This is a genomic window from Tunturiibacter gelidiferens (assembly GCF_014201335.1).
Lineage (GTDB): Bacteria > Acidobacteriota > Terriglobia > Terriglobales > Acidobacteriaceae > Edaphobacter > Edaphobacter lichenicola_E.
Window position 1 is genome coordinate 82,080 of the sequence record NZ_JACHEB010000014.1, and the last position, 24,765, is coordinate 106,844.

At 57.3% G+C, this 24,765-nt stretch carries 21 protein-coding genes; 10 read left to right on the forward strand and 11 right to left on the reverse strand.

Features of this window, described 5'->3' with window-relative positions; genetic code table 11:
- Positions 1 to 53 precede the first annotated feature (53 nt).
- Positions 54 to 1,457, forward strand: coding sequence for a sensor histidine kinase (locus HDF14_RS23355; protein ID WP_183981169.1), 1,404 nt, complete (start codon positions 54 to 56; stop codon positions 1,455 to 1,457).
- Here the strand turns inward: HDF14_RS23355 and bshA are convergent.
- The 7 genes from bshA to HDF14_RS23390 all read right to left on the reverse strand — a co-directional run bounded on the left by bshA (position 1,415) and on the right by HDF14_RS23390 (position 10,076).
- A complete protein-coding gene (gene bshA / locus HDF14_RS23360; RefSeq protein WP_183981170.1) occupies positions 1,415 to 2,566 on the reverse strand; it encodes an N-acetyl-alpha-D-glucosaminyl L-malate synthase BshA in 1,152 nt (383 codons plus the stop codon). The genes HDF14_RS23355 and bshA overlap by 43 nt on opposite strands.
- A 105-nt stretch (positions 2,567 to 2,671) precedes the next feature.
- Positions 2,672 to 3,541, reverse strand: a complete 870-nt coding sequence (locus HDF14_RS23365; RefSeq protein ID WP_183981171.1) for a ChbG/HpnK family deacetylase — start codon at positions 3,539 to 3,541, stop codon at positions 2,672 to 2,674.
- Positions 3,542 to 3,610: 69 nt separating this feature from the next.
- Positions 3,611 to 5,839 (reverse strand): beta-glucosidase family protein, encoded by a 2,229-nt coding sequence (locus HDF14_RS23370; protein WP_183981172.1) that lies wholly within the window; start codon positions 5,837 to 5,839, stop codon positions 3,611 to 3,613.
- A gap of 168 nt (positions 5,840 to 6,007) precedes the next feature.
- A complete protein-coding gene (locus tag HDF14_RS23375) occupies positions 6,008 to 6,430 on the reverse strand; it encodes a VOC family protein (RefSeq protein WP_313899675.1) in 423 nt (140 codons plus the stop codon).
- Positions 6,431 to 6,481: 51 nt separating this feature from the next.
- Positions 6,482 to 6,826, reverse strand: coding sequence for a hypothetical protein (locus tag HDF14_RS23380; RefSeq protein WP_183981174.1), 345 nt, complete (start codon positions 6,824 to 6,826; stop codon positions 6,482 to 6,484).
- 116 nt (positions 6,827 to 6,942) lie between these two features.
- Positions 6,943 to 8,406, reverse strand: coding sequence for an ATP-binding protein (locus tag HDF14_RS23385; RefSeq protein WP_183981175.1), 1,464 nt, complete (start codon positions 8,404 to 8,406; stop codon positions 6,943 to 6,945).
- Positions 8,407 to 8,429: 23 nt separating this feature from the next.
- Entirely contained in the window at positions 8,430 to 10,076 is a 1,647-nt protein-coding gene (locus HDF14_RS23390) for an FAD-dependent oxidoreductase (RefSeq protein ID WP_183981176.1), read from the reverse strand.
- Between the two features lie 238 nt (positions 10,077 to 10,314).
- Between HDF14_RS23390 and HDF14_RS23395 the strand changes: the two genes are divergently transcribed.
- On the forward strand, positions 10,315 to 10,971 hold the full coding sequence (locus tag HDF14_RS23395; protein WP_183981177.1) for a response regulator transcription factor: 657 nt from the start codon (positions 10,315 to 10,317) through the stop codon (positions 10,969 to 10,971).
- Positions 10,972 to 11,028: 57 nt separating this feature from the next.
- Here HDF14_RS23395 and HDF14_RS23400 read toward each other — a convergent pair whose 3' ends face one another.
- The 3 genes from HDF14_RS23400 to HDF14_RS23410 all read right to left on the reverse strand — a co-directional run bounded on the left by HDF14_RS23400 (position 11,029) and on the right by HDF14_RS23410 (position 16,994).
- On the reverse strand, positions 11,029 to 11,457 hold the full coding sequence (locus HDF14_RS23400) for a hypothetical protein (protein ID WP_183981178.1): 429 nt from the start codon (positions 11,455 to 11,457) through the stop codon (positions 11,029 to 11,031).
- A gap of 217 nt (positions 11,458 to 11,674) precedes the next feature.
- Positions 11,675 to 13,315, reverse strand: coding sequence for an L-glutamate gamma-semialdehyde dehydrogenase (gene pruA, locus HDF14_RS23405; RefSeq protein ID WP_183981179.1), 1,641 nt, complete (start codon positions 13,313 to 13,315; stop codon positions 11,675 to 11,677).
- A gap of 115 nt (positions 13,316 to 13,430) precedes the next feature.
- Positions 13,431 to 16,994 carry a polysaccharide deacetylase family protein gene (locus tag HDF14_RS23410; RefSeq protein ID WP_183981180.1) on the reverse strand — a complete coding sequence of 1,188 codons (3,564 nt, stop codon included), beginning with the start codon at positions 16,992 to 16,994 and terminating at the stop codon, positions 13,431 to 13,433.
- 9 nt (positions 16,995 to 17,003) lie between these two features.
- Here HDF14_RS23410 and HDF14_RS23415 point away from each other — a divergent pair, with 9 nt between their 5' ends.
- From HDF14_RS23415 to HDF14_RS23435, 5 genes are all read left to right on the forward strand, one after another.
- Positions 17,004 to 18,521: a glycosyltransferase family 39 protein gene (locus tag HDF14_RS23415; RefSeq protein ID WP_260698530.1), complete on the forward strand. Its 1,518-nt coding sequence runs from the start codon at positions 17,004 to 17,006 to the stop codon at positions 18,519 to 18,521.
- A 51-nt stretch (positions 18,522 to 18,572) separates the two neighbouring features.
- Entirely contained in the window at positions 18,573 to 19,787 is a 1,215-nt protein-coding gene (locus HDF14_RS23420) for a hypothetical protein (RefSeq protein WP_183981181.1), read from the forward strand.
- A gap of 121 nt (positions 19,788 to 19,908) precedes the next feature.
- Positions 19,909 to 20,235, forward strand: coding sequence for a PilZ domain-containing protein (locus HDF14_RS23425; RefSeq protein ID WP_313899676.1), 327 nt, complete (start codon positions 19,909 to 19,911; stop codon positions 20,233 to 20,235).
- A 3-nt stretch (positions 20,236 to 20,238) separates the two neighbouring features.
- Entirely contained in the window at positions 20,239 to 21,024 is a 786-nt protein-coding gene (locus tag HDF14_RS23430; protein WP_183981182.1) for a response regulator transcription factor, read from the forward strand.
- A 135-nt stretch (positions 21,025 to 21,159) separates the two neighbouring features.
- Positions 21,160 to 21,549, forward strand: a complete 390-nt coding sequence (locus HDF14_RS23435) for a hypothetical protein (RefSeq protein WP_183981183.1) — start codon at positions 21,160 to 21,162, stop codon at positions 21,547 to 21,549.
- A gap of 42 nt (positions 21,550 to 21,591) precedes the next feature.
- On the opposite strand, the gene HDF14_RS23440 is transcribed toward HDF14_RS23435, so the two are convergent.
- The gene (locus tag HDF14_RS23440) at positions 21,592 to 22,128 is read right to left on the reverse strand and encodes a DinB family protein (protein WP_221304846.1); all 537 of its coding nucleotides are present in this window, start codon (positions 22,126 to 22,128) and stop codon (positions 21,592 to 21,594) included.
- Between the two features lie 335 nt (positions 22,129 to 22,463).
- Between HDF14_RS23440 and HDF14_RS23445 the strand changes: the two genes are divergently transcribed.
- From HDF14_RS23445 to HDF14_RS23455, 3 genes are all read left to right on the forward strand, one after another.
- Positions 22,464 to 22,865 carry a YciI family protein gene (locus HDF14_RS23445; RefSeq protein ID WP_183981184.1) on the forward strand — a complete coding sequence of 134 codons (402 nt, stop codon included), beginning with the start codon at positions 22,464 to 22,466 and terminating at the stop codon, positions 22,863 to 22,865.
- Between the two features lie 73 nt (positions 22,866 to 22,938).
- The gene (locus HDF14_RS23450; RefSeq protein WP_183981185.1) at positions 22,939 to 23,472 is read left to right on the forward strand and encodes a dihydrofolate reductase family protein; all 534 of its coding nucleotides are present in this window, start codon (positions 22,939 to 22,941) and stop codon (positions 23,470 to 23,472) included.
- A 434-nt stretch (positions 23,473 to 23,906) separates the two neighbouring features.
- Positions 23,907 to 24,674 (forward strand): phenylalanine 4-monooxygenase, encoded by a 768-nt coding sequence (locus HDF14_RS23455; RefSeq protein ID WP_183981186.1) that lies wholly within the window; start codon positions 23,907 to 23,909, stop codon positions 24,672 to 24,674.
- Positions 24,675 to 24,765 lie beyond the last annotated feature (91 nt).

Consider the following 24,765-nt stretch of genomic DNA (forward strand, 5'->3'; position numbering starts at 1 on the left):
TGCATAACCAGCCTATTGGATGCGAAGTTGCTGGACCGGCGTAAAGTAATGATGTGACCCAGCCCGATCCCAAGCTGATTCTGATTACGTTGCTGATAGAACTCGGCGTCGCCGCGGCGGTTTCGAGTTCGTTGGCGCGGTCCAGAAGCTTCAAGAATCTTCTCCTTTTGGAGCGCCGAACTCCTCGGCAGACAGTGTGGCTGGTCATCATCATCTGCGCTCCACTGACCCTGGGGGTTTTGGTTCGGACCATGGTGCCGAACTTTCTGGCGGCCGACTTATCCTTCGAGACCACGATTCTTCTGGGAATTCTGGTCGGACCCCTGGCCGCGATGGCTGGCGGGGCAACGCTGGCGATCCCGGCGGTGCTCCACCATGAATATTGGGCTCTTCCGGTCAACCTTTCGATTGCCGCGATCTTTGGAGCCTTCGGCCGCTTCGCCGACCCGGAAGACGTGTGGTCGTTCTCGCCCATGATCGACCTGAGCATCTACCGATGGGTGACGCGAAATCTGCGCCGGCCGCAGCTCGATCGCCAGATTCTCTTGTTGCTCCTGGTGGCTGGCATGCAACTCGCAACCAGCGCGCTGTCGCACTACTTCCCCAGATACTTCTTCGAACTCAACTCGAGAGAGTGGTGGGTGCAACTGCTGATCTGCGCCACTGCGCCGATTGTCGTCGGAATTCCGCTCAAGATCTGGAACGCAGTTCGAGTCGAAAGAAAACTGGAAGAGCAGGGGAGGCTGTTGCTCGAGGCACGACTCGACGCCCTCCAGCGTCAGATCAATCCGCACTTCCTGTTCAACACGCTCAACTCGATCACCTCGCTGGTTCGTTCCCAGCCTGAGCTTGCGCGAGAGATGATCGTCAAACTCGCCAACATCCTGCGTGTGCTGCTAAAAGACCGGGAGGCCTTCCTTCCGCTTCGTGAGGAGCTCCGTTTCACCGACGACTACCTGGATATCGAGGTGGTGCGGTTTGGCGAAAAACTTAAGGTCATCAAAGAGATCGCCGACAACACTCTCGACATTGTGGTGCCGGGGATGCTCCTGCAGCCGCTGATTGAAAACAGCATCAAGCACGGTCTCGAGCCGCGAATCAGCGGCGGTACGGTCACCCTGCGCAGCCGCATCACCGATCAAGGGCGCCTGCTGGTGGAGGTAGAAGACGACGGCGTCGGAATAGCACCTGAACGGATCGACGTTTCTTCGGTGAGCGGGCTGGTGCGTTCAGGGAATGGAATCGGGGTACGGAACGTCCGGGAGCGCATGCAGGTGCTGTACGGCAATCTCGCGACGGTGGAGATTAACAGCCGTCCGGGCCGGGGAACGAAAGTCACGCTACTGATGCCGATTCTCGACGCCGGAGCAGAGACCTGGGGACCCCTCGGCGCCGCAGCCGGTCAGGCAATCAGTCACATGGTCGATGATGCAGTTCGTGCAATGACGCGGTCGTAATAATCCTCATAGAGTGGAATGACTCGTGAGGCGCAGAAGTGATCCTGCGCAGTTTTTCGGCCCGCTCGCGCCATTGCTTCAAGGCGTTGTTGATCTCCCAGCAACGCAATCGCAGCGGTGGACATGGAATCAACGTCGCCCACCTTGAAGAGAAGGCCATTGTGGCCATCCTCGATGAGTTCGGGCACGCCGCCAACGAGTGTGCCAATAGTTGGAACACTGCAAGCCATAGCTTCGAGTGCGGCCAGCCCGAACGACTCCATCTCGCTCGGCATCAGCATCAGATCGGCCAACGGCAGCAGCTCGTTGACGTTATCCTGCTTGCCGATGAAATGAATGCGATCCTGCACGTCATACTCCCTCGCCAGATACTCGGCGACACTACGGTCAGGGCCATCGCCAATTAGCATCAGGCGCGCCGGCATCGCCTTGGCGACGCGTGCAAAGACCTTCACTACGTCCTGAATGCGCTTGACCGGCCGAAAATTTGACAGATGAACCAGGAGCCGTTCATTCGACTCTGCGAAGCGTGGACGCATCTTGGCCACCAGTTCTGGATCGCGGAAGTAAACATCGCAGTTGACGAAGTTCCGGATAACCTCAATCTCGGAAGTGATAGCGAAGGCATCGCGAGTGCGATCGCGGAGGTAGCTCGAGATGCTCGTGACGCCGTCAGACTCCTCAATGCCGAACTTCGTAATAGGCAGATACGACCGGTCAAGACCAACCAGTGTGATGTCGGTGCCATGAAGCGTAGTGATGAAGGGAAGATGAATTCCACGCGTGGCGAGCATCTGGCGGGCTAGCAGAGCGCTGACAGAATGAGGAATTGCATAGTGAACATGCAAAAGATTCAGCGAATAGAACTCAGCCACCTCCGCCATGCGAGTTGCCAGCGCAAGGTCGTATGGCGGGTGTTCAAACAACGGATAGTTTGAAACCGCGACCTCGTGAAAGTGAATGTTCGATTCGCGTCCACTCAGGCGAAAGGGCTGAGAGTACGTAATGAAGTGAATCTCGTGGCCTCGGGCAGCGAGCTCAATGCCAAGCTCGGTAGCGACGACGCCGCTGCCGCCGTATGTGGGATAACATGTGATGCCAATCTTCATAGTCTTCCCATACTTTGGAGTTGCGTGCGTTGCTTCGGGTATTGGACGAAACAGAGTTCCTGTAAGACTCCCTCGCCTCTTCACAGTTACCACACAAAGATACTGCTAAGCGCCAAGGTCCCCATAGTTGATGAGCTGCGGCGCGTTTGGTTGCAAAGACCATGCAGGAAGTTCGGTGAGCAGCGCCTTCCGTTCGACATCGCGATGAGTCCGGAGTCGAGTGGTGACGCGATCCAGATCACCATCGTTGTAGCCAGGGTGACAGCAAAGCTCGAAGGTCCCTTCCGCAGGCAGCGCATGGAGAAGTTGGCGCAGAGTGGGAGCGTCAAGATGGCCGGTCGCGGAAATGCCAATCGTTCCGTCCGTGGTGAGCACTCGTGCATCGCGGATCTGTACCTGGCTCTCGAACCTATGCTGAAAATTGCCGAGCAGCTTCACCTGAAGGCGGCGAAGCCGGTTGCCGTGCCCTAGAGCGAGACTCCATGGTCGCTCGAACGGATTGCGAATCGCACCGATCGAACAGCGCTCGGCGACACGCAGGAGTGGTCGCGACACAGCAGGGAAGAGATGCGTGTGTTTGTGTGTATCCAGGTGAGTGATATGGATGCCAGCGCTCCGCAACTTCTCGACTTGCGCAAGCGCCTCTCGTTCAATCTCATCTTCGCTGATCTTGCCACGGACGAGCATCTGCACAAAGCCGCCCAGCGAAGGGCGAAAGGTTTTGCGATCGGCGCTCATCAGTGTAGGAATACTCTGCGGTGGCGAAACAGGAGTGCCGTCGGTGAGAGTAACGTGGCAGCCGACGCCAAGAGCAGGGTTAGCGTGAGCATGCGCGACAGCGTCGTCGAACGCCGCGCCGGTCGCCATCAGCGTGGCAGAAGTGAGGGCTTTGGCCCGGTGAAGCTCTGCGATGGCGCGGTTGACTCCCTGGGTGAGGCCGAAGTCGTCCGCATTGATGATGAGTCGAGCAGGCATAGATCTCAGTAAAGTTTACTCGGATCTATGAGCCCCTGAGCTGCGATCAACAGACTCAGGGGCCGATGCCTACTGAACGTGCAGCGTCGCCTTGAGCGGAGTATCGCTGGACGACGGCCCCGCTGTCACGTTGTACTCGCCGGAAAGCAGCTGCCACCCATTTTGATCTGTGTTGAAGACCGTAAGCGAGAGCGGATGCAGCGGCAGTGTAACTTCCTTCGATTCGCCGGGGGCCAGTTTCACACGCTGCCATGCCGCCAGCCGCTTATAGTTTTCTTTTGCGGCTGCAGGCAGAGCGACGTAGACCTGAGCGATCTCGGTGCCTTCCTGCTTGCCGGTGTTGCGAACGGTAAAGTGAACCGTTCGTTTGGCGTCATCCACAGTAAGGCCGGAGTACACGTAGGTGGTGTAAGACAAGCCGAAGCCAAAAGGAAACAGCGGCTGCTTGTTCGTCGACTCGAACCACTTGTACCCAACCCTTGCGCCTTCGCTGTTGTAATTCACATCGAACGGAGCGACCTTGTGCTCTTGGTTCGGACCCGGCGGCACTCCCTCAAGTCCCGGTACCACCGGGTGCGGTAGCTGGCTTTCATCCTTCGCGAACGTGACTGGAAGCTTGCCCGAAGGATTCACGTCGCCAAAGAGAATGTTTGCCAGTGCCTGCGCCCCGCCGATGCCCGGATACCACATCTCGACAACGCCCTTTACCTGCTGAATCCAAGGCATACTGACCGGGCCGCCGTTTTCAATCACGACAATGGTGTTCGGGTTTGCTTTGGAAACTGCTTCGACAAGCGCGTCTTGATTATCCGGCAGCGACAAGGTCACAGCATCCATCCCCTCCTGCATCGGCTGGTTCACAAAGACGATAGCCACAGCAGAAGACTTCGCGAGCTGTGCGGCCGCAGCCACATCAGCACCGTTTGCATAGCGAACGGACGCGTGCGGCGAATGGGCTTGAAAATTTTTGAGCGGGGAAGAAGGGAAGTAGATGTGCTCGGTCCAACCTGAGCCACCGGCCTTCGGATCCGCAGCGTTACCGCCCGGTGCATCCACCTGCGCCGATCCGCCGCCCGAGAGAACGCCAACATCCGCATGCGAGCCAATGATCGCAATCGAGTTCGAAGCAGAGGCCTTCAGTGGAAGGATATGGTCCGAGTTTTTCAGCAGCACAATGCTCTCTTCAGCAATATGTTGGGCGTTGTCGCGTCCACGGAACGGATCAACCACAGTTCGAACCGGAGGATCATCGACTACTCCCGCCGCAAACATGCTCCGCAAAATACGATGAACCATGTCGTCGAGGCGCGCCGTCGGAACCTGTCCGCCTTCGACTGCCTTCTTCAGCGGTGCGTTGAAGTAGTTCTCATCGCCAGGCATCTCCTGATCGAGCCCATTCAGCGCGGACTTCACGGTACTGTGGGTCGCACCCCAATCCGACACCACCCAGCCCTTGAACTTGAAGTCCTTCTTCAATACTTCGTTGAGCAGATAATCGTTCTCGCAAGCATGGTCGCCCTCGTATAGATTGTAGGAGCACATCACAGCCGAAGGTTCCGCAATCGCAATGGAAACCTCGAAGGCGAGCATGTCCGACTCGCGCAACGCCTTCTTGTCGAGCAAAGCATTGACGACGGTGCGCCCTGTCTCCTGATCGTTCAACGCATAGTGCTTGATATCGCTCATCACATGCTGCGAGAAGACGCCCTTCTCGAGATTGCCCGTCAACGTCCCGGCAAGGATCGGGTCTTCTCCGGCGTACTCGAAGTTGCGGCCGTTGCGCGGCTCTCGCGTAATATTCACGCCGCCGCCAATCGACATATTCGTGCCCCACGCGCGCAGTTCGCGGCCAATTACAGAGCCATAGAGAAAGGCTGAGTCCGGATCCCAGCTCGAGGCTGCGCCAAGCGTCGACGGCAGCAGCGTCGCATAGCGTGACTGATAAGCCGCCATGCGAGCACCCACAGCCGAATCCGCAAGATCGATTCCGGGAATGCCGAGCCGCTCGATGCCTTCCATGTATCCCGCGGCGAAGTTCGATTTAGCAGGAACGGGATCTGGCGGACGCAGAACACCCCAACCTGTTCCGTGAACCATCTGGATCTTTTCATCAAGGGTCATCTCGTGGACTACAAGATCGGCGCGCTCATCCGGCGAGAGTGCCTTATTCATCCACGGCATCTTCGAGGTATCCGGTTTGGCCTGGGCGTGTGCTGGCAAAGAACCAAAGGACACCACAGCAAATCCAACCACAATCGACAAGGCACTAAATCTTTTGAACTGTTGCCAAAATGACATCCATGCTCCTTCAAGCTGACTTCGACTTGCTCCCGAAACAATAAATCGCCTGCTTACGAGTCACTGGAAGTCTATACGAACTAAAACGATATAGGTAAGGGGTTTTGAGCATTTTCGAGGAGATCCAGCATGTCCTCGCTCTCATATCTCACGATGCCATGGGGGCGATCACTTCGCAAAGAGCTGGCCGATATCGGCGAACGCCTTGAACTCAAGCGCATTCCCCGCAGGATCGAGAAAGAACATCGTCGCCTGCTCGCCCACCTCGCCTTTAAAGCGGATGTATGGCTCGATCACAAACTCAACGCGAGCACTTCGAAGCCGCTCAGCCAGCGTCTGCCAAGTCTCCATTGGGAGTACCACGCCGAAGTGAGGGACCGGAACATCGTGTCCATCGACAGCATTATGGTGAGCCTTACCGTTCGAGGAGCCAGGTTTCAGATGCGCGACGATCTGGTGGCCGAAGAGATCGAAGTCGATCCACTGCGCCGAACTGCGCCCCTCCGGGCAACCGAGGGTCGTTCCATAAAACGTGCGAGCGGCGTCTAGATCGTCGACTGGAAAGGCAATGTGAAAAGGCGTCAGCGTCACGGTGGTCTCCTGCATCGATCATACGATGCAGAGGACCACCGCCAAACGCGTCTAGCCGCGCCGGAATCCCTGATCGTAGCCGCGCACATACGCTCTCCTGAACGCATCGCGGTACGGCCCATAAGGCCCTAGAGCGGCGTCGTAGCCCCGTGTGCCATGAAACTTACGATCGTGCTGTGGATGGTATCCGAAGCCGTTATACAAGTCGCGTGCGCCGTCTTCTGTCCCGGCGCGAAATCCTTCATGATCAGCCTTTGCGATCAATGGAGGAACACTGTTGTAACCAGGCGGTGGTGGGGGCGGTGGCGAAGCATAGTAGGCGGTGTGTGACGCACATCCGGCCGTGAAAAGACAAGCCGCGGCAGCAACAGGCAATGCAAGATAAGAGAGCTTCATAGCGTCCTCGCTATTTCATTCGCGCCCTCAAAATCGGGATGCGATTGAAGGAGTAAACGCTAATCGACGAAAAATGTTGTCATCATCGATAGTCTTGCGCCGCTCGATCTTTTTTATTAGCTATCGCTGGGCAGGCGCACGACAAACTCCGTACTCCCGGGTTCGGAAGTGAACCGGATGACGCCGTTGTACTGATCAACAATGCGCTGCACGATGCCGAGACCTATCCCGGTACCGACTCCAACAGGCTTGGTCGTATAGAACGGATCGAAGATGTGCTCCTGACTCTCAAGCGGGATGCCCGAACCGTTATCGCTCACGCTAATGCAGAGATCCATATGCGGATTCTTTGCATCGGCCTTCGAGTTTTCCGCCCAGGTATGCACGCTGATACGGCCGTGCTGCGGCACAGCATCAATCGCGTTATCCAGCAGATTCGTCCAGATCTGGTTCAGCCCAGTGCACTCGCTATGCAGCGGAGGAAGATCCGGCGCAAAATTCTTTTCAAGCACAATCTCTTTCTCGCGCAGTTTGTGCCCGAGAATGACCAGCGTCGCATGAATGCTGTTGTTGATGTCGATCGTCTGCTTCTGCCCTTTGCCTTCGTAGGCGTACGACTTGACCGCATACACCAGATCCGTCACCCGCCCGATGCTCTCCTCGATGGTGCCGACCAGCTGCATACTCGAAGCCATTGCCTCCAGCCAATTCAACGCCTCGCCCAGCGACGCACCCTCGAAGTCATTCTTCACGCGTTCAAGCTCCGCTGCAGTCATCCCGATTGAAACCAGTGTCGGAGCCATCTTCCATGCGTTCTCGATGTTTGCCGACTCCATCCACTCGGCCAGCGCCTCCTCGGCATCGCTCTGGTCGAGAGAGTTCATCATCATGGGCTGCTTCGGCGCCAGCGCCTGTTTCTGCATGTCGAACATGCATTCCTTCTGATCTTTGGTGAAGTCACGCTCTTTGAACTTGAGAGAGATCTCATGCAACCGCATAAGGTTTTCCCGCAGCTGCGAAGCCGCACGGCGGGCCGCCGCACCGGGATTATTGAGTTCATGCATCAGGCCCGCGGCGAGCGTGCCCAGCGAAGCCATCTTCTCCTGTTGCACCTGGGTGCTCTGCAGCTTTTGGAAACGATATGCCATGTTGCCAAGAATCGCTTTACGGACCTGGGGGCAGCTGGTCATCAAATTCCAGAACTGGTCTTCGTTCAGCTCGAGCAAATGGCTCGGCTCCATCGCCTCAACGCTCCCGGAGTTTGGAACGTTGCTCAAGAGCGCCATCTCGCCAAAAGCGCTGCCCTTTTCAATCTTGGCAAGTGTGAATTCGTTCTGTTCGGCAGTCTTTTGATGGACCCGAAGCTCGCCGTCAAGCAATATCCAAAAAGAGTGCGCCAGTTCGCCCTGTCGCGTAACAACCTCGCCCCTGTCGACATGGAAGTCCCGTACTCCATCCAGACAATGCAGTTCGTCATCTCGCAACGACGACAGAATGGGAACCTTGCGCAGCAGCGCAAGCAGTTCATCATTTAGGTTTTCCACGACACGACTTTGGACGATTTGGGTTTGTTCGCTCATCGGGTTATTGGTTAAGTTGCCTTTCAAAGTGTTGCCAGATATTGGTGCACAAACTGAATTGCGATGGAACCCTCGCCGACGGCGGAGGCGCATCGTTTGACCGAGTTGAATCGTACATCGCCGGCGACAAAGATGCCGGGAACGCTCGTCTCGAGCAGGTACGGATCGCGCTCCAGCTTCCACGACTTGGGCGATTGCGTCTTCAGGTCCGGACCGGCGAGGATAAATCCCTTGCTGTCGCGGCAAAGCTCCGCCGGCATCCAATCGGTCTTCGGAGCCGCGCCGATAAAGATGAACAGGGAACTGGCCTGCCGGGCCTCTTCCCCACGCGGCGTCCTCAGCGTCAGACACTCAAGGTGAGTATCTCCGCCCATCCCGATAACCTCCGTGCCGGTTTCGACGGTGATGTTCGGTGTCGCCTCAATCTGGTCGATCAGATATTTCGACATACTGCTTTCGAGCGACTTCCCGCGCACCAGCATGTGAACATGATCGGCATACCTTGAGAAATGCATAGCCGCTTGTCCTGCTGAGTTCGCCCCGCCGACGATGTACACAATCTCTTCCTTGCACGACATCGCCTCGGTCAACGCCGCGCCGTAGTAAACGCCGGCCCCGCTCAGCTTATCGGCTCCCGGCACATCCAGTTTGCAGTAGTCGACCCCGGTAGCCAGCAGGCAGACATGGCACGTAACCTCCTGCCCATCCGCCATCGTCACAACGCGGTACTGGTTCTCCGACCGAATGCAGGACACCGTCTGGGTAAGAAACTCCGCTCCCAGCCGATTGGCCTGGAGATAAGCCCGTTTTGCCAGCTCAGACCCGCTCAGTCCCTCGGGAAAGCCAAGATAGTTCTCAATCTTCGAGCTCGAACCGGCCTGCCCACCAGGCGCTGCAGCCTCGATCACCAGCGTCCGAAGCCCCTCAGAGGCCCCATACACGCCCGCCGCGAGCCCAGCAGGCCCCGCGCCTACTACGACCACGTCATAGAACTCCTGCTGCGCCTGCGTGCGCAGACCCACCTTGTTGGCCATCTCGGTTGAAGTAGGCTGCACCAGCGCGGTGCCGTCTCCAAACAGAATGACCGGCAGCTTGGTATCGTCGATGCCTTTGTCCTTCAGCAACGCCAGCGCATCCGGATTTGTCTCCGGGTTCAACCACTGGTAGGGAATGCGGTTGCGCGAGAGGAAGTCTCGAACGGCGTGGTCCATCGCCGACCACCGGACGCCCACCACCCGGATTCCTTCAAACGGAGGTCTGTACCCTTCCTTCCAGCTCTCCAGAAGGTCGTCCAGCACCGGGTAAAGCTTCTCTTCCGGCGGGTCCCAGGGCTTATTCAGGTAGTAATGGATCTTGGCCGAATTGATGGCGCGAATGGCCGCTTCGGTATCCGCATACGCGGTCAGCAAAACACGCTTGGCGTTGGGATAGATGCACAAGGCTTGCTGAAGAAAGTCGACCCCGGTCATTCCCGGCATACGCTGGTCCGAGAGAAAGAGCGCGACGATATCCTTCCGCTCCTTGAGTTGGCGGCAGATATCCAGGGCAGCACCGCCGGACGCGGCACGGACGATGCGGTAGTCCTGGCCGTAGTGCCGACGCAGGTCCTGGACAACCGCTTCCAGTACGCTGGTGTCGTCGTCGATAGCTAGCAAAATTGGCTTAGGCATATCCCTTTATACTTCGAAGACGAGGTTCGAGACACCCCACGTACAATTCGATTAGCTCAAATGCCCGCAAGGTTCAGAAAGTTATGGCCGGCCAAGCTCGATTTCTGCCGCAAAAGTGGCATCGACAGCCAAAAGCTGTCCGAATTGTAGACATTACCTCGTCTCCGTTGCAGTCCACCGATAAGGGAATAGCCAGGGCGATTGCGACGTTTGCTGCCGGCAGGAGACCACGACACTTATGAACCGAATTATTCTCGCTGATAACCAGGCGATCTTCCGCGCAGGCGCGGCCAGAACGCTGTCGCTCGAGGAAGACATGCGGATCGTTGCCCACTGTGAAGACGTGCCGAAGCTCTTCGTCGCAGTCGATGGCCTGCGCGGCTCGGTCGTGCTGCTCTCCTCCAGTCTGCGTCTCGAACTGAAGGATCTCTTCGCCCGCACCCAGGCCGCAGGCAGCCGCACCGTTCTGGTGGCCGAAAACTCCGAACTTGTGCCCGAGGAGGTAGCCGCGCTCTTCGACGGAATCCTTCATCGCAACGTCGGCGGAAGTGTCTTGATCGATTGCATTCGCCGCGTCGCCCGTGGCCAGCGCTTTGTGCAGCGCGCGAACGTCACTACCATGCAAACCTCGGACAGCGTCGGCACCCGCGTCCGCGACCGCTTGACCCCCAAGGAGATGCAGATCGTCGCGCTGATCGTTCAGGGCTGCAAAAACAAGGACATCGCGCAGCAACTCGGTACCAAGGAGCAGGTCATCAAGAACTACCTCCGGAGCATCTACGACAAATCAGGGGTGTCCGACCGGCTCGAACTCGCCCTTTTCACCATCCACCACCGCGTGTTGGCCGAGGCCGCCGCCAAGGCCGGACACCTGATCCAAATGAAATCAGCCTGACAGCCGCAGGATAATCAGCAGAACAGCGTCAAGTTGTAGCAGTAGGCTTTGCAGAGCCTAGTTGCCTTTTTCTTGTTCTTCAATTCGCCTTTTGAACTCATCAATATCTAGGCGCGTTTGACTATGAAGAGGCTTGTTCTTAGATACAGACCAGAGTTCATTATTAGCTTGGTCGCGTACAGAAAAAACTACGGGGGTAGGTGATACGTCTATATCATTGCCTGGTGGGGTGGGCCTGCCATTGGTGTTTGCTGTGAACCGAAGGACCAAATCGGCGTCCTTTGCGTCCTTCAAGATTTTGAATCGCCCCCACTTACTTAATGCATCGTAGGCTCGGTCTGCAATCTCTGCGTGCCCCGTTTGATTGTCAATGTACACGGTTTTTGCAGCCATCACGCTGGCCGGGAGCGGAGCAAGTTTGTCCTTCGCATGAATCGGGGACACGACGAGAACGAGGGCCAGTGCTACTATGCTTGCTGCTTTCATGCGATCTCTCCATAGAGAACTATAATCCACAGGTTTGTGCGGCACACTCACTGCAACCACATGGCGGGCGATATCATCGGGACCCGCCATGACCAAGGCACAGACCAAACTCGGTTCCGTACACCGCGCCACAGTGCGGACAGCGGGAGTAGTCGCGGTCTAACCGGATGTGGTCTCACGGGTGGATTTCCTTCTCACAGGTCGAAGGCCCCCGTCTCTACATACCCATCTGCTCAGACTGCTTTTCCTGCGCCGGGCTCGCATGTCCAATCTTCTCCGCGATGCTCTTGGCCTGCGTGAACAGGAGCAGATAATCAGGACCACCCGCCTTCGAATCGGTTCCGCTCATATTGAAACCACCGAACGGATGAGCCCCCACCATCGCGCCTGTGCACTTCCGGTTGAAGTACAAATTGCCCACATTGAACTCCTCACGCGCCCGATCCAGCTTCTCCCTTGAGCCTGTGTAGATTGCCCCCGTAAGCCCATACTCCGTATTATTCGCAATCGTCAGCGCATCGTCGAAGCTCTTCGACTTGATCACTGCCAGCACCGGTCCAAAGATCTCTTCGAGCGCGATCCGAGCCGTAGGAGCCACATCCGCAATCACGGTCGGGGCAATGTAGTATCCACCCTCAGGCGTCTCAATCGCATGCCCGCCGTTCAGCACGGTGCCTTCTTTCCTGCCGATCTCGATGTAATCGAGCGTCTTCCGGTAGGCCTTCTCGCTGATCACTGGCCCGGTATAAACATTCTCTGCCGGGTCACCCGTCTTGATCTTCGCCACGCGCTCCTGCAGCCGGTCGCAGAAGACATCATAGATATCCGCCGCAACAATCGCCCGCGAACAAGCCGAGCACTTCTGCCCATTGAATCCAAACGCGCTCGCAACAACTCCATCCACTGCAGCATCCAGATCGCTGTCTGCCTCAACGATGATCGAGTCCTTCCCGCCCATCTCAAGGATCGTCCGCTTGATAAATACCTGCCCTGGCATTGTCTTTGCGGCACGCTCATGAATCTCCAGCCCCACTGCCTTCGACCCGGTAAACGCAATAAACCGAGTCTGCGGATGCGCGACAACCTCGCTCCCAAACTCTGGTCCCTCGCCCGGACAAAGGTTCACAACGCCATCCGGTAGCCCCACTTCTTCGAGCAGTTCAAAAAACTTAGCCGCAATCGTAGGTGCATCGACAGACGGCTTCAAAATCACCGTATTTCCGGTCACAATCGACGCTGCCGTCATTCCCGCCATAATCGCAAAAGGGAAGTTCCACGGCGGAATCACCGCACCCACACCCAGCGGAATGTAGCGCAACTGGTTCCGCTCACCGGGAAACTGAATCGGCGTCTTCGCCTCTGCCAACCGTAGCGCCTCGCGCCCGTAAAACTCCAAGAAGTCGATGGTCTCGCCCACATCGGCATCCGCCTCGCCCCAGTTTTTGCCCACCTCGAGCGTTAGCCACGCGCAAAACTCAAAGCTGCGTTCGCGAATCAACGCCGCTGCACGAAACAGCAGCGCGGCACGCTCTTCCACAGGCACCTTGCTCCACGTCAGAAACGCCGTCTGCGCGGCCTTCATCGCGCTTGGAACATGCGCAGCAGCTGCCCGCTGATGAATCCCAATCACCTGTGCCGGGCGTGCCGGGTTCTTCGAGACGATCTTACCCTCGGTCTTAAACCGCGTGCCACCGATGACAATTTCGTACTCGCGGCCGAGTTCGCTCTCAACCCGCGCCAGCGCCTCCTGCATCTTTCGCTTGTTTTCAGCCGTCGAAAAGTCAACAAACGGCTCATTGGAAAATGGTATCTTCGGCAAGGTTGCCGGGGCGGAGTGGGTAAGGTTCATAGTAGCCATAACGCGTCGATTCTAGCGCGAGTCATACTCCCTCGTCGCTCGTGAAGTAGAGAAATTACAGTGCGTCTTCTATTGGATGCACCGCACGCTGCGTTTGATCGAGCCCACCAATCAGCTAAGCGCCCTCAGTAAGCTTCTCGGTCGCCTTCGACATCTGCGCGGTCCGCTCCAGCTTGTCCCAGTTGAACGGTTTGCCGTCGATCGCACGTTTCACCGTCTTGAACAACACAACCGAAAACAGCTGCCGATAGGTAAACCGCTGAATCCAGATGTGGAACAGCAGCCACCCGTCGCCTTTGCTCGCCGGATGCTTCCGTTCCAGCGCAAAAGCAAGCGCCGATGCCGCAAAATCAACGATCAAAAACGCAGCGAAGAAGGCGAGCAACTTGTAAAGACTATCCGCCGATGCTGTCTCCGGATGAAAGTGTTTATCGATGATGTAGTGAAAGATCCCAAGCACGAACATCAGGTCGATCAACGGCGACACCAGCGGCAGAATGATCTGGAAGATCAAAATATTCGGCAGCGCAAACAACCCCATCGCTCGGTGTTTGCTGATCGCGCCCTTGTGCTTATAGATCGCCTGCAGAATCCCGAAAGACCACCGGAACCTCTGCCGAATCAACCCATCCGCATTCACAGGAGCCTCGGTAAAGGCGAGCGCCTGGTCCTCGTAGATCACACAGTATCCCTGCTCCAGCAGGTTCATGGTCAGGTCGGCATCCTCGGCAACGGTATTCGAGTGATACCCTCCGCCAGCCTTCACCGGCGCGGTCCGCCACGCGCCAATCGCGCCAGGAACCACCATGACAACATCGAATAAATCCAGCGCGCGCCGTTCGAAGTTCTGGCTAGTGATGTACTCAAGCGCCTGCCACCGAGTCCACAGATTCACCCGGTTGCCGACCTTCGCATTGCCCGCCACTGCCCCGATACTCGGGTTAGCAAAGTGCGGCACCAGCCTCGCAATCGCATCATGCGCAATCACGCCATCCGCATCGATGCCGACGTACAGCTCTTCGTCGATCCGCTCCAGTGCATAGTTCAGAGCATCCGCCTTGCCCCCGTTCGGCTTGCTCATCACTGTCAGCCGGCCCGACGCAATGTCCGCCGGATACGCCTCGCGTGCCACGTCAAACGTGTTGTCCTTCGAGCCGTCATCAATCACGATGATGCGAATGTTTTTATACGTCGACATCATCACCGAGCGGATCGTCCGCACGATAACCTTCTCTTCGTTGTAAGCAGGAATCAGCACCGCAACCCGCGGCTGATACTCCGGCATCGCAAAGTTCTTCCTCTTGCGGAATCGATCGATGATTGCAAAGACGCCGATAATGATCAGCCGCGCACTCATCAGAACATCGCCGACAAAGAACACACCCACCACAAAATAGTGGAAGAAGCTGTAGAAGAAGAACGTCAGCGAATCAGCCCGCGCCTGCCACCGTTGATGCGGCGTCAACTCCGGCATCACCTCAGCGCGCGTCTTGCCCACCAGCTCCGACACAGGAACGATCTCATAACCCCGCGCCTTCAGCGCCTCAATTAGCACCGGCAGCGCCTCAATAGTGGCAGAGCGGTCCCCACCACCATCGTGCAGCAGAATCACCGAGCCGCGATTCCACGGCTTCGTCTTCATGTCCTCAATCTGCTGAAAGACGCTCTCAGTAATCTCCTGTGGAGACTTGCGCGGATGTTCGTCCCAATCGTTGGTATCGATCTTGTTGCCGACGATCACATAACCCAGGCCCTGAATCCTCTCCACTGGAGCAGCCTGGTCGTTCGTATCCGGCTCCTGGTCGATCGAGTACGGCGGCCGAAAATAAAGCGGCTGCACCCCGAGCTTCGATCCGAACAGCCGTTCGGTCAGGTTCAACTCAAGATCCACCTGCCGGTTCGAGATTTCGCTGATGTCCGGATGAGACCACGTGTGATTGCCGATCTCATGACCCTCGCGAAAGACCCGCTGCATCACACCGACGTAGTCCTCGGCGACTTCGCCAATCATGAAGAACGTACCCTTCACGTTGTACTTCTTCAGGATGTCCAGAATCTTCGGCGTCCACTCCGGATCAGGACCGTCGTCGAAGCTTAGCGCCACCTGCTTATCGTGATAGCCGTACTGCTCTACCGTATACGAGAGCGGATACGAGGACATCGACTCTTGCGTCACCATCCGGTACTCCAGCGGCACCGTGTCGTCATCATCCAGCGTCACCACGCGCTCGCCAGTTTGCGGCTTGCGCGTGACACGAAGAATGTCCCCCTGACCCTCTGTATCGACGTCGTATCCAGGCTCAACCTGCGCCAACTCCTTCACCGGGTCCACCTGCAACGGATGGTCCCAGATCTTCCACATCGAGTTGTCTTCCTGCCCGAGCCGCCACAACGCGTACGTCTGTATTCCCAGCGAACGAGCTGCCCGCATCTGGTTCAAAATCGTTGCAGCATCAAGGAACCACACTTGATGACGAACACGAGCATCTTCGTCGTCGTAGGCGAAATGAACGTTCATCGAGTCGTCGTCGAGATCGATCTCTGATCCGGAGTCCTCCGCGGCCTGCCACGCATCCTGTGTCGAAAGATCGTGGGCAGCGATTACTTTTTCCGAAACAGCCTTCTTCGCAACCGATTTTTTCGTGCCCTTCCTAACCGCCCGCTCCTCTGGAGGCAACGCCGTGATCCAGTCGTAGCCATAATTGCCCAACGCGCAGATAATCTTCTCCTTCGGAACGGTCTTCAACACGTTCTTCAGGTTGTCGATAAACCAGTCCTGCGAGGCAATCGGTCCCGGTGCGCTATCAGTCTCGTGCTCGTCATAGTTCATCAATAGCAGACCATCGGAGTGGTCTGCCATGAACTTCAAATCCCAGTCGTCATCCCCCACCGGCGTGTTCACGTAGAGCCTTAGATTGCGGGGACGAAAGTCGTCATATAACGCCGCAATCAAGGCCCTGAACCCAGGCTGCGCGCTCGTCGGAATCTCTTCAAAATCGAGTGACAGCCCGCGATAGGTCGGATTTCCTGCCAGGAAGTTGTGAATCTGTTGAACGAAAGATGCGCGTGCCGCGTCGTTGCTTAGAAATCCTGAAACCTCCGGCGCCCAAATCTGTCTCCGCGGGTCATAGTTGTTCACGAGCGGAAAGATATCCAGGTTCACATGGTTGGCAGATACCGTTCGCTCAACTTTGCCCTCGCGATCGACCTGGTGTACACCCGCCTTATCTACAACGTCATATGCGCGATTGTCCTGCGTATAAGAGACCACCTCGCCATTCGTCGTAACCACATGCAGCCACTCTGGAAACAGCAGGTCGACCTGGGAAATATGTTGTTTCAACGAGGAGTAACTCGCCGGGTCGTCTTCCACGTAATAAGCCGCCCGCAGACCTTCGCCCGAGTTCAGGGGAACATCGCCCGGTTTCACATCGGTCTTTCGGTGAGCAGACCGATGCAGCTTCTGTCCCGGCTTCAACAGCGGCGTAGTCTGGTTCGCCAGCGCCCGATAGTTTCGTTTCTGCGCACGCAGAAACAGCTCCGGCAACGGCTTCATCCGCATCAGGCCAATCACGAAGACAGTCCCTAGCACTAATCCCAGAAGGGCGAGCACGTCAAAGATTCTGCGCAGCCGCTTCCAGCGCTTGCGTTGTGGATCGTAGAAGACCTGTCTATTCATTGAGGAGTAATGGCGACTCTGCGCATGCGGTATGTCTCATCGTATGCAGGCGAAACCCCCGAGTCAACGCGACCAACCAATATCTGCGCGCTCCAGCAGTATGATGCAAAAGACATGACCAAGGGAAAGCTGAGGACAGCTCTGTGGGTTGCACTCCCCCTCGCGGCAGGGCTCGCACTGCGCCTCTGGTATGTGGCCCATGCGAGCCGCATCGAAGGCGACACACTTATCTACGGAGGCATCGCCCGAAACTGGTTGAAATTCGACGTTTACGGCTTCAGCGTCGGCCCAAACGGTCCCCGCCCAACCCTGATTCGCCTCCCGGGCTACCCGATGTTCCTCGCGGCCTGCTTTCGTATCTTCGGCTTCGACCGCTACCACCCCATCCTGTATCTGCAGTCAGCAATCGACCTCTTCACCTGCATATTGCTCTCTGCACTCTCAGGCAGGCTCTTCGGACGACGCGCTGCACTGGCCGCGCTATGGCTATCCGCCATATGTCCTTTCACCGCGATCTACGCCGCAGCGCCGCTCACCGAAACCCCCACCCTCTTCACCATCGCCCTCACGTTCTATAGCCTCGAACGCTGGCGATCCGCAGGCGCCGGCTACAACCGCTGGCTCTGGATGATCGCTGCCGCCATGGCCTACTCCGTTCTACTGAGACCAGAGCAAGGCCTCCTTCCCGCAACCGTTATCCCTGCGATGATCTGGATCGCTTGGCAACAGTCTGAGCGCACTCTTTTCCTAAGTAAACTCCGCCCAGTCATCGTCGCCGCAATCTGCATCCTCCTCCCGCTCGCGCCCTGGACCATCAGGAACTATCGCACCTTCCACGTACTTCAGCCCCTAGCTCCCCGCAGCGCCACGGACCCCGGCGAGTCCATCCCCAAAGGCTTTCAACACTGGTACCGTACCTGGGCCATCGACTTCGCCGACACCGAGCAGGTCTACTGGAACTACGACAGCACCGATCTCCGCATCAGCGATCTCCCCACCCGAGCCTTCGACTCCGACGATCAATACGCCGAGACTGCCGGTCTCCTCTCCGACTACAACCAGAAGGACAACGCCACCCCGGCCTTCGATCAACGCTTCGAAGTCCTCGCCCAGCAGCGCATTCAGGCCAGCTCCCTGCGCTACTATATTGTTCTCCCCGTAGCCCGCCTCGCCAACATGCTCTTCCGCCCGCGTCCCGAGATGATGCAGATCGGCCTCGACTGGTGGAACTGGCACGAATACCGTGCCAAGACTCTCCTCGCCTACGCTTCCGCCGCGCTCAATCTCGCCTACTTCATCCTTGGCGGCATCGGCCTCTGGCTCTGGCGAAGACACGGATGGAGCCCACACGCCACGCTCGCCGCCGCCATGGTTGGCTTTGTCGTTCTGCGTTGCGCACTCCTGCTCACACTCGACAACTCGGAACCCCGTTACACCCTCGAACTCTTCCCGCTGCTGTTCGTTTGGGGTAGCGTCCTCTTCCGTTCCAGTCAACCATGGACGACAGAGCGGAAATCCGCCGCATAGCCCACGCAATCAGCGCGTCCGCCAACCACAACAGCGACTACACTAGCTCCCATGCTGCAGCCCTATCGCGATCGGTTCAACGCCCACTTCACCCCAGCCAAATACGAAGACCTCCTTGCCCGTCTCAGCCGCCGCTGCCGCACCGACATCGAATTTCGCGTTGCCGAAACACCCTGCTTCTTCCCCAAATCCCTCATCGGCGCACTCACCCAAACCGGCGCCGCACTCACCCACCAGCTCCTCGACAACCCCGCCTACATGCAGGCCTCCGAGCAGTGCGTCCCCGCGCACTACCGCATGCCCAACGAAAACCCCCAGCCCAACTTCATGACCGTAGATTTCGGCCTCGTCCGCAATCCCGACGGCACCCTTAGCCCAAAGCTCGTCGAACTCCAGGCCTTCCCCTCCATCTTCGGCTATCAGGACACCCTCGCCCCCCAGTACATCGAAGCCTACAACCTCGATCCCGGGCTGACCTGGCACCTCGGCGGCCTCAACGAGCAAACCTACTGGCAGCTCCTCGCCAAAGTCATCCTCAACAACCACGCCCCCGAGAACGTAATCCTCCTCGAAATCGACCCCGCCCACCAAAAAACCCTCCCCGACTTCAACATCTACGAGGACAAGCTAGGCATCGCGACCGTCGACATCACCAGGCTCATAAAACACGGCAACCGCCTCTTCTACCTCCGCGATGGCCGCGAGATCCCAATCCACCGCATCTACAACCGCGCCATCGTCGACGAACTGGAGCGCAAAAACATCCAGCTCCCCTTCGGCTACCGCGACGAGCTCGACGTCGAATGGGCCGGCCACCCCAACTGGTACTTCCGCATCAGCAAGTTCTCCCTCCCTTACCTGGACCATCCCTCCGTCCCCAAAGCCGTCTTCCTCGACGACTGGTACGCCAACCGCAGTCTCTCCGGTCTTCCCGAACACCGCGAAAAGCTCCTTCTCAAGCCGCTCTACTCCTTCGCAGGGAAGGGAATCCACTTCGCCCCCACCGACGACGACCTCGACGCCATCCCCGTCGCCGACCGCCACCTCTACCTCCTCCAGCAGCGTGTCTCCTTTGAGCCCGTCATCGACACTCCCCATGGCCCCACCCAGGCCGAAATCCGCATCATGTACCTCTGGCCCGACGGCGAAACGCTCCAGCCGGCCATCGCCCTGGTCCGCCTCGGCCGTGGTTTGATGATGGGGGTCGACCACAATCGCAACCAGCTCTGGGTAGGCAGTTCCGCCGCGCTGTGCCCATTGGAATAACAATGCATTCATAAAAAAACTGTCGCAGAGGGAAAGCTGGGGTAAACTCCACTGTGTCAGTCATTGGCAGTTTTTCGGGTGTTTTATGTCATATCCGCAGTTCAGGCACGGAGGAGGACGAGTGGCTCAGTGGCAAATGCCAAATGGGGAGAATCCAGTTCGCACGGCGGTACGTTTTCCAATGAGGCTCCCTATTCGGATTCAAACCGAGCAGGGTGAATTGGAAGCGATGACCGAGAACATCTCTGCCAATGGGCTCCTCTTTGTGAGTGACAACCTGCCGCGGGTAGACAGCAGAATTGAGTTCACGATAGCGATGCCCGCAGCCGTCATGGGCACAACGAACGATGTCACCATACACTGCATTGGCCGCGTCGTACGCCACTATCTGCAGAATGGAACGAAAAAAGCCGCTGCAGTGATCGACGAATATTCTTTAAAGGCTTGATCTATGACAGTAGTCAACTTTGACCCAATCCGTAGCAACGAAGAGGCCCCGGAAGAGGATTCCACTCATACTGCCGGCGTTCGCGTAATCCTCGCAGATTCGCAAGCGATCTATCGCGTCGGAATGAAGAAGGTCTTTGCGCTCGAAGACGACATCCGCGTCGTCGCCCAGGTGGAAACGCTCCAGAACCTCTACGCCGCCCTGCAACGCTACCCCACCGACGTCGTTCTCCTCGAGGGCCAGCTCATCTCCGGCACCATCGATGCCGTGCCCGAGCTCGTCCGCCAGGCGCCCGAAGCCAAGCTCATCGTCCAGGTCACCGAGACCGACGAAGCCAACACCGTCGAGCTCTACCGTCGCGGCGTTCGCGGAGTCGTGCCTCGCTCCATCTCCCCTGACCTGCTCGTCAAATGCGTCCGCAAGATCGCCGAGGGCGAGACCTGGATCGACAACCAGTCCATCAGCTGGGTCATCGAGGCTTACCGCTCCCAGGCCACCAGCCTCACTGACCCCAAAGTCCAGCCCAAGCTCTCCAAAAAGGAGCTGGCCATCATCAGCTGCATCACCCGCGGCATGCGCAACAAAGAGATCGCCTACCAGATCGGCACCACCGAGCAGGTCATCAAGAACTACCTGCGCAAGGTCTACGACAAGCTCGGCGTCTCCGATCGTCTCGAACTGGCTCTCTACTGTCTCCACCATGAGCTGCTCAAGAAGTACCTCGTCGATGGGGACAACGGGATGGCGCCTCACACGGAGCCTTCGCAGCCTCTCCGCGCAAAAATGTAGTTGACTCTCGCGATCCGGCTCTTTAGCTCTCTACTCCCAACCCCAAAAAACGCATCACCTAAACGGGGCGCAGAGTTCTTGCGTGTCCCATGGATCTGGCCTGAATATATGGCGTTCGGTCAGCAAGGAGACCAAATGAACGCGAAACAAATCACGTCGGAGTCGCTATTCAAGGAGCTGGACCGAATCTGCGTGGCGATGTGTGTCATCCTGGCATGCTCTTGGCTCTTCGCGGCATTCTCCTACTATCTATCGAGGAAGACAGGAACCGACTGGTTTAGTCGGTCAGGGTCAGTCATGTGTTTGGTGGGCACGGCCGCTTGTTTCAGGCTCGGCGGGTTCTTGCAGCGAAAGCTCGCGATTGCGCTGAAACAAGGCCTCGCAACAGTGCAACGCGAAATCGAGCTAGTCCTGGAACCGCCCCATTTCTATCAACTGGTGTTGTACTTTGGCTATGCAACCGGCATTGCCGGCACAGCAATCTGGGGCTATGGCGACATGCTGCCTCGACTCCTGACAAAGTAACAAGGGAGCCTCGCAAAAGTCTTCAAGTGAACCCACGCGATCTTACTTCTGTCCCTGATTAGCCTGTTTTTCGCTGCTTGGGGGAACGATGCCTTTCAAACGTAAATAGGTGACCATGTTCCCGTAGTGTTCATCGGTGTGTGCGGTGTTGATGGAAAGGACAGAAAGCTTGGCCACATCGAAGTTCATCATCTTCACCATCTGGCTGCCCTGCGCGTCAGTCATACCGGCAAACGCCTTGTTGCAGTAAGCCACGCCTTCCTTCAGCGCTGCCACAAGGTCTGCCTTCGAGGTCTTGGTTTTTTCGATTGCTTTCACGGGATCCGGTTCGCCGAGAGCCGTCGAGCAAAAGAGGTACTGCGCATCGGCCAGGTGGCCGACCAATTGGCCAAAACTGCGAACATCCGGCGTTGGCTTGAAAGAGTAGTTTTCTTCCGGCATCTTCTCGGCTCCAGCAATGACTTCACCGCTGACCACTCCGTAAAACCCTTTTTCGCTGGCTGTGATCGGATTAGGCGATGCGGTCGCTGGCGTCTGTGCGACTACAGCAACGCAGGTGACCATCGATGCGACGAGCACACAACAGAGTCTCTTATTCATGTGACCTCCCTAATTTTGCAGATCCTAAATTTGCCGATCCCTGGTTTTGCCGAACTCAGACCGGCTGAAATGATAACCGCATCCAACCCGAATATCCATCAGGAGACCTGGTGACTGATTCCGGATAGCCTGCAGTATGAGAAGGCGCTCGCCTTGGCTCGGGTGGACTCGGAGGCGCTGTTTCCTCGCGGGGCGGCTGCGCGAAATTGAAATTAAAAACCGGCTCCGCTGTCGATTTTCCCTGGGCCCGACGACTATAAGGTGAATGACCCAGCGTGCAAGGTTGCGCCGCTGACCAACAAAGGAGAGGTTCAATGAAATACATCTGTCTGGGATACTACGAGCCGGCAAAACACGCGAGCATGACCGAGGACGAGCGAAACGCCATGTTCGACGAATGTTTTGAGTACGACGACTATCTGCGCGCCAATGGGCACTTTGTTGGTGGAGAAGCTCTTCAGCCTCAAGAAACTGCATTGACCTTGCATTGGAAGGATGGGAAAGTCGCGACGACTGACGGTCCCTATGCGGAAACCAAGGAACAGCTTGGCGGAATTCTCGTGCTTGAGGCGCGGGACATGAATCATGCCATTCAACTCATGTCGCGGCATCCCAGTCTGAAGTATGGGTCGTTATTCGAGATACATCCAACTTTCGATATGAGTGAAATGATGAACAAGAGCGAGCAGCGACGGCAAAAGGTCGCCGCGCGATGAGGAAGGATTTGCACCATAAAAGTCGGCTCACGAAACGAAAATTTCTGAAGACTCTGGGCGGAGGTTTTGCACCATGGCAAAGCTCGTTTACGCATTGAACCAGTCCTTGGATGGCTACGTCGACCATCTGGCAATTGGTAGGCCAAGCCCGGCGGTCTCTCGTCACTTCATGGAGCATGCGCGCGACCTGACGGGCAGTGTGTACGGTCGCCGCATGTACGAGGTCATGCGTTATTGGGACAAAGAAGATGCGGACTGGGACACGGAGGAACACGAGTTCGCGGGGGTGTGGCGGAGCCAGCCGAAGTGGGTTGTGTCGCGCACGTTGAAGTCGGTCGGGCCCAACGCCACGATTGTCGAGGATGATATCGAGGCGGTGATTCGTGGGCTGAAGGCACAGCAAGTTGGAGAGATTGAAGTTGCCGGACCAGACTTAGCAGGAAGCCTAACCAACCTTGGTCTCATTGATGAGTATCGACTCTACCTCCACCCCGTCGTACTTGGTCGCGGCACGCCATTCTTCACCGGCCCCCGCCCGCCACTCCGCCTTGTTTCCAGCGACCGAATTGGCGAGGATGTGATTCGGTTAACCTACGTTCCTGCTTAGTCGCGCAACTCACCCGACGTCTGACTTTCGCACCCGCCCCAACAGACATCCGCCCGGAGGCGGATAATTTGGTCTGTCAAGCCCAAAAGCCGCCTAACTCCATAACAAACGAGCAGATACACGCGGCGCACGAGTTCACCGCCGCCAGCTATACTCAAGAGATAAAGAAAAACCCGGCGAAGGCCGGGTTTTTTCATGCAAGTACGAAACAGAAATACCGTCAACGCATTGAAAACAAGTATTTTAGCCGCAAGCCATTTAAAATGAATAATTTGCAGTGATGTGTACGTTGTAAGCTCCTGAAAATAAGTAATTTGCGCGCAAAATACCGCCCCCCTGGGGGGGACCCCGGGTACCCAAACTGACACAATCGTCGTGATAAAGATGTATCCTTCTGCTGGCACAAGGACCACAAGGAGCCGAGTACACAACCCATGGGAATCGCAACCTCACCGCTGAATCTGGCACAGGGCAAATTGAACGTGGCCGCGCCCTATCTGATCGAACAAACTTGGGCAGACTACACCCCGGAGCAGCACGCCATCTGGAGCGAACTCGTCACCCGCCGCATGCCCCAGCTTCGTGAGCACGCCTGCCAGGAGTATCTTGACGGCTTCCAGCAGATCGGCCTCCGCGAAGATCAGCTTCCCAATCTCTCCGAGGTCAGCGCCCTCCTCCAACCGCGCACTGGCTGGCAATCCACCCCCGTCAGCGGCTTCCTCCCTGCCGATGCCTTCTTCGAGATGCTCGCCGCCCGCATGTTTCCCACCACCACCTGGCTCCGCTCGCGCGACTCGATGGAGTACACCCCGGAGCCGGACATCTTCCACGATGTCTTCGGCCACGTCCCCATGCACGCCCACCCCGTCTTCGCCGACTTCCTTGAAAGTTACGGAAAGATCTGCGCCCGCCTCACCGATCCGGTAGCGCTTGAGCGCATGGGCCGCCTCTTCTGGTTCACCGTCGAGTTCGGCCTTATCCGCCAGAACGGCGAGATCAAGGTCTACGGCAGCGGCCTCATCTCCTCCCATGGCGAATGTACCCGGGTTCTCGCCGGCGGCTGCGAAGTGAAAGACTTCAACCTCGACTCGGTCCTCGACCAGGAGTTCCAGACCAGCGAGATGCAACCCGTGCTCTACGCCGTCGAGTCATTCGACCAGATCTACGAAGCCACCAAGCAGGCCGAAAGCCGACTGGCCTAGGAAGGCTGGAGTCTGAGTTTCTGGTATGTCGTATTAAAGAAAAATAGCTGCTGGCACAAAGCCAGCAGCCATTTTCATAGGTCAACCGACG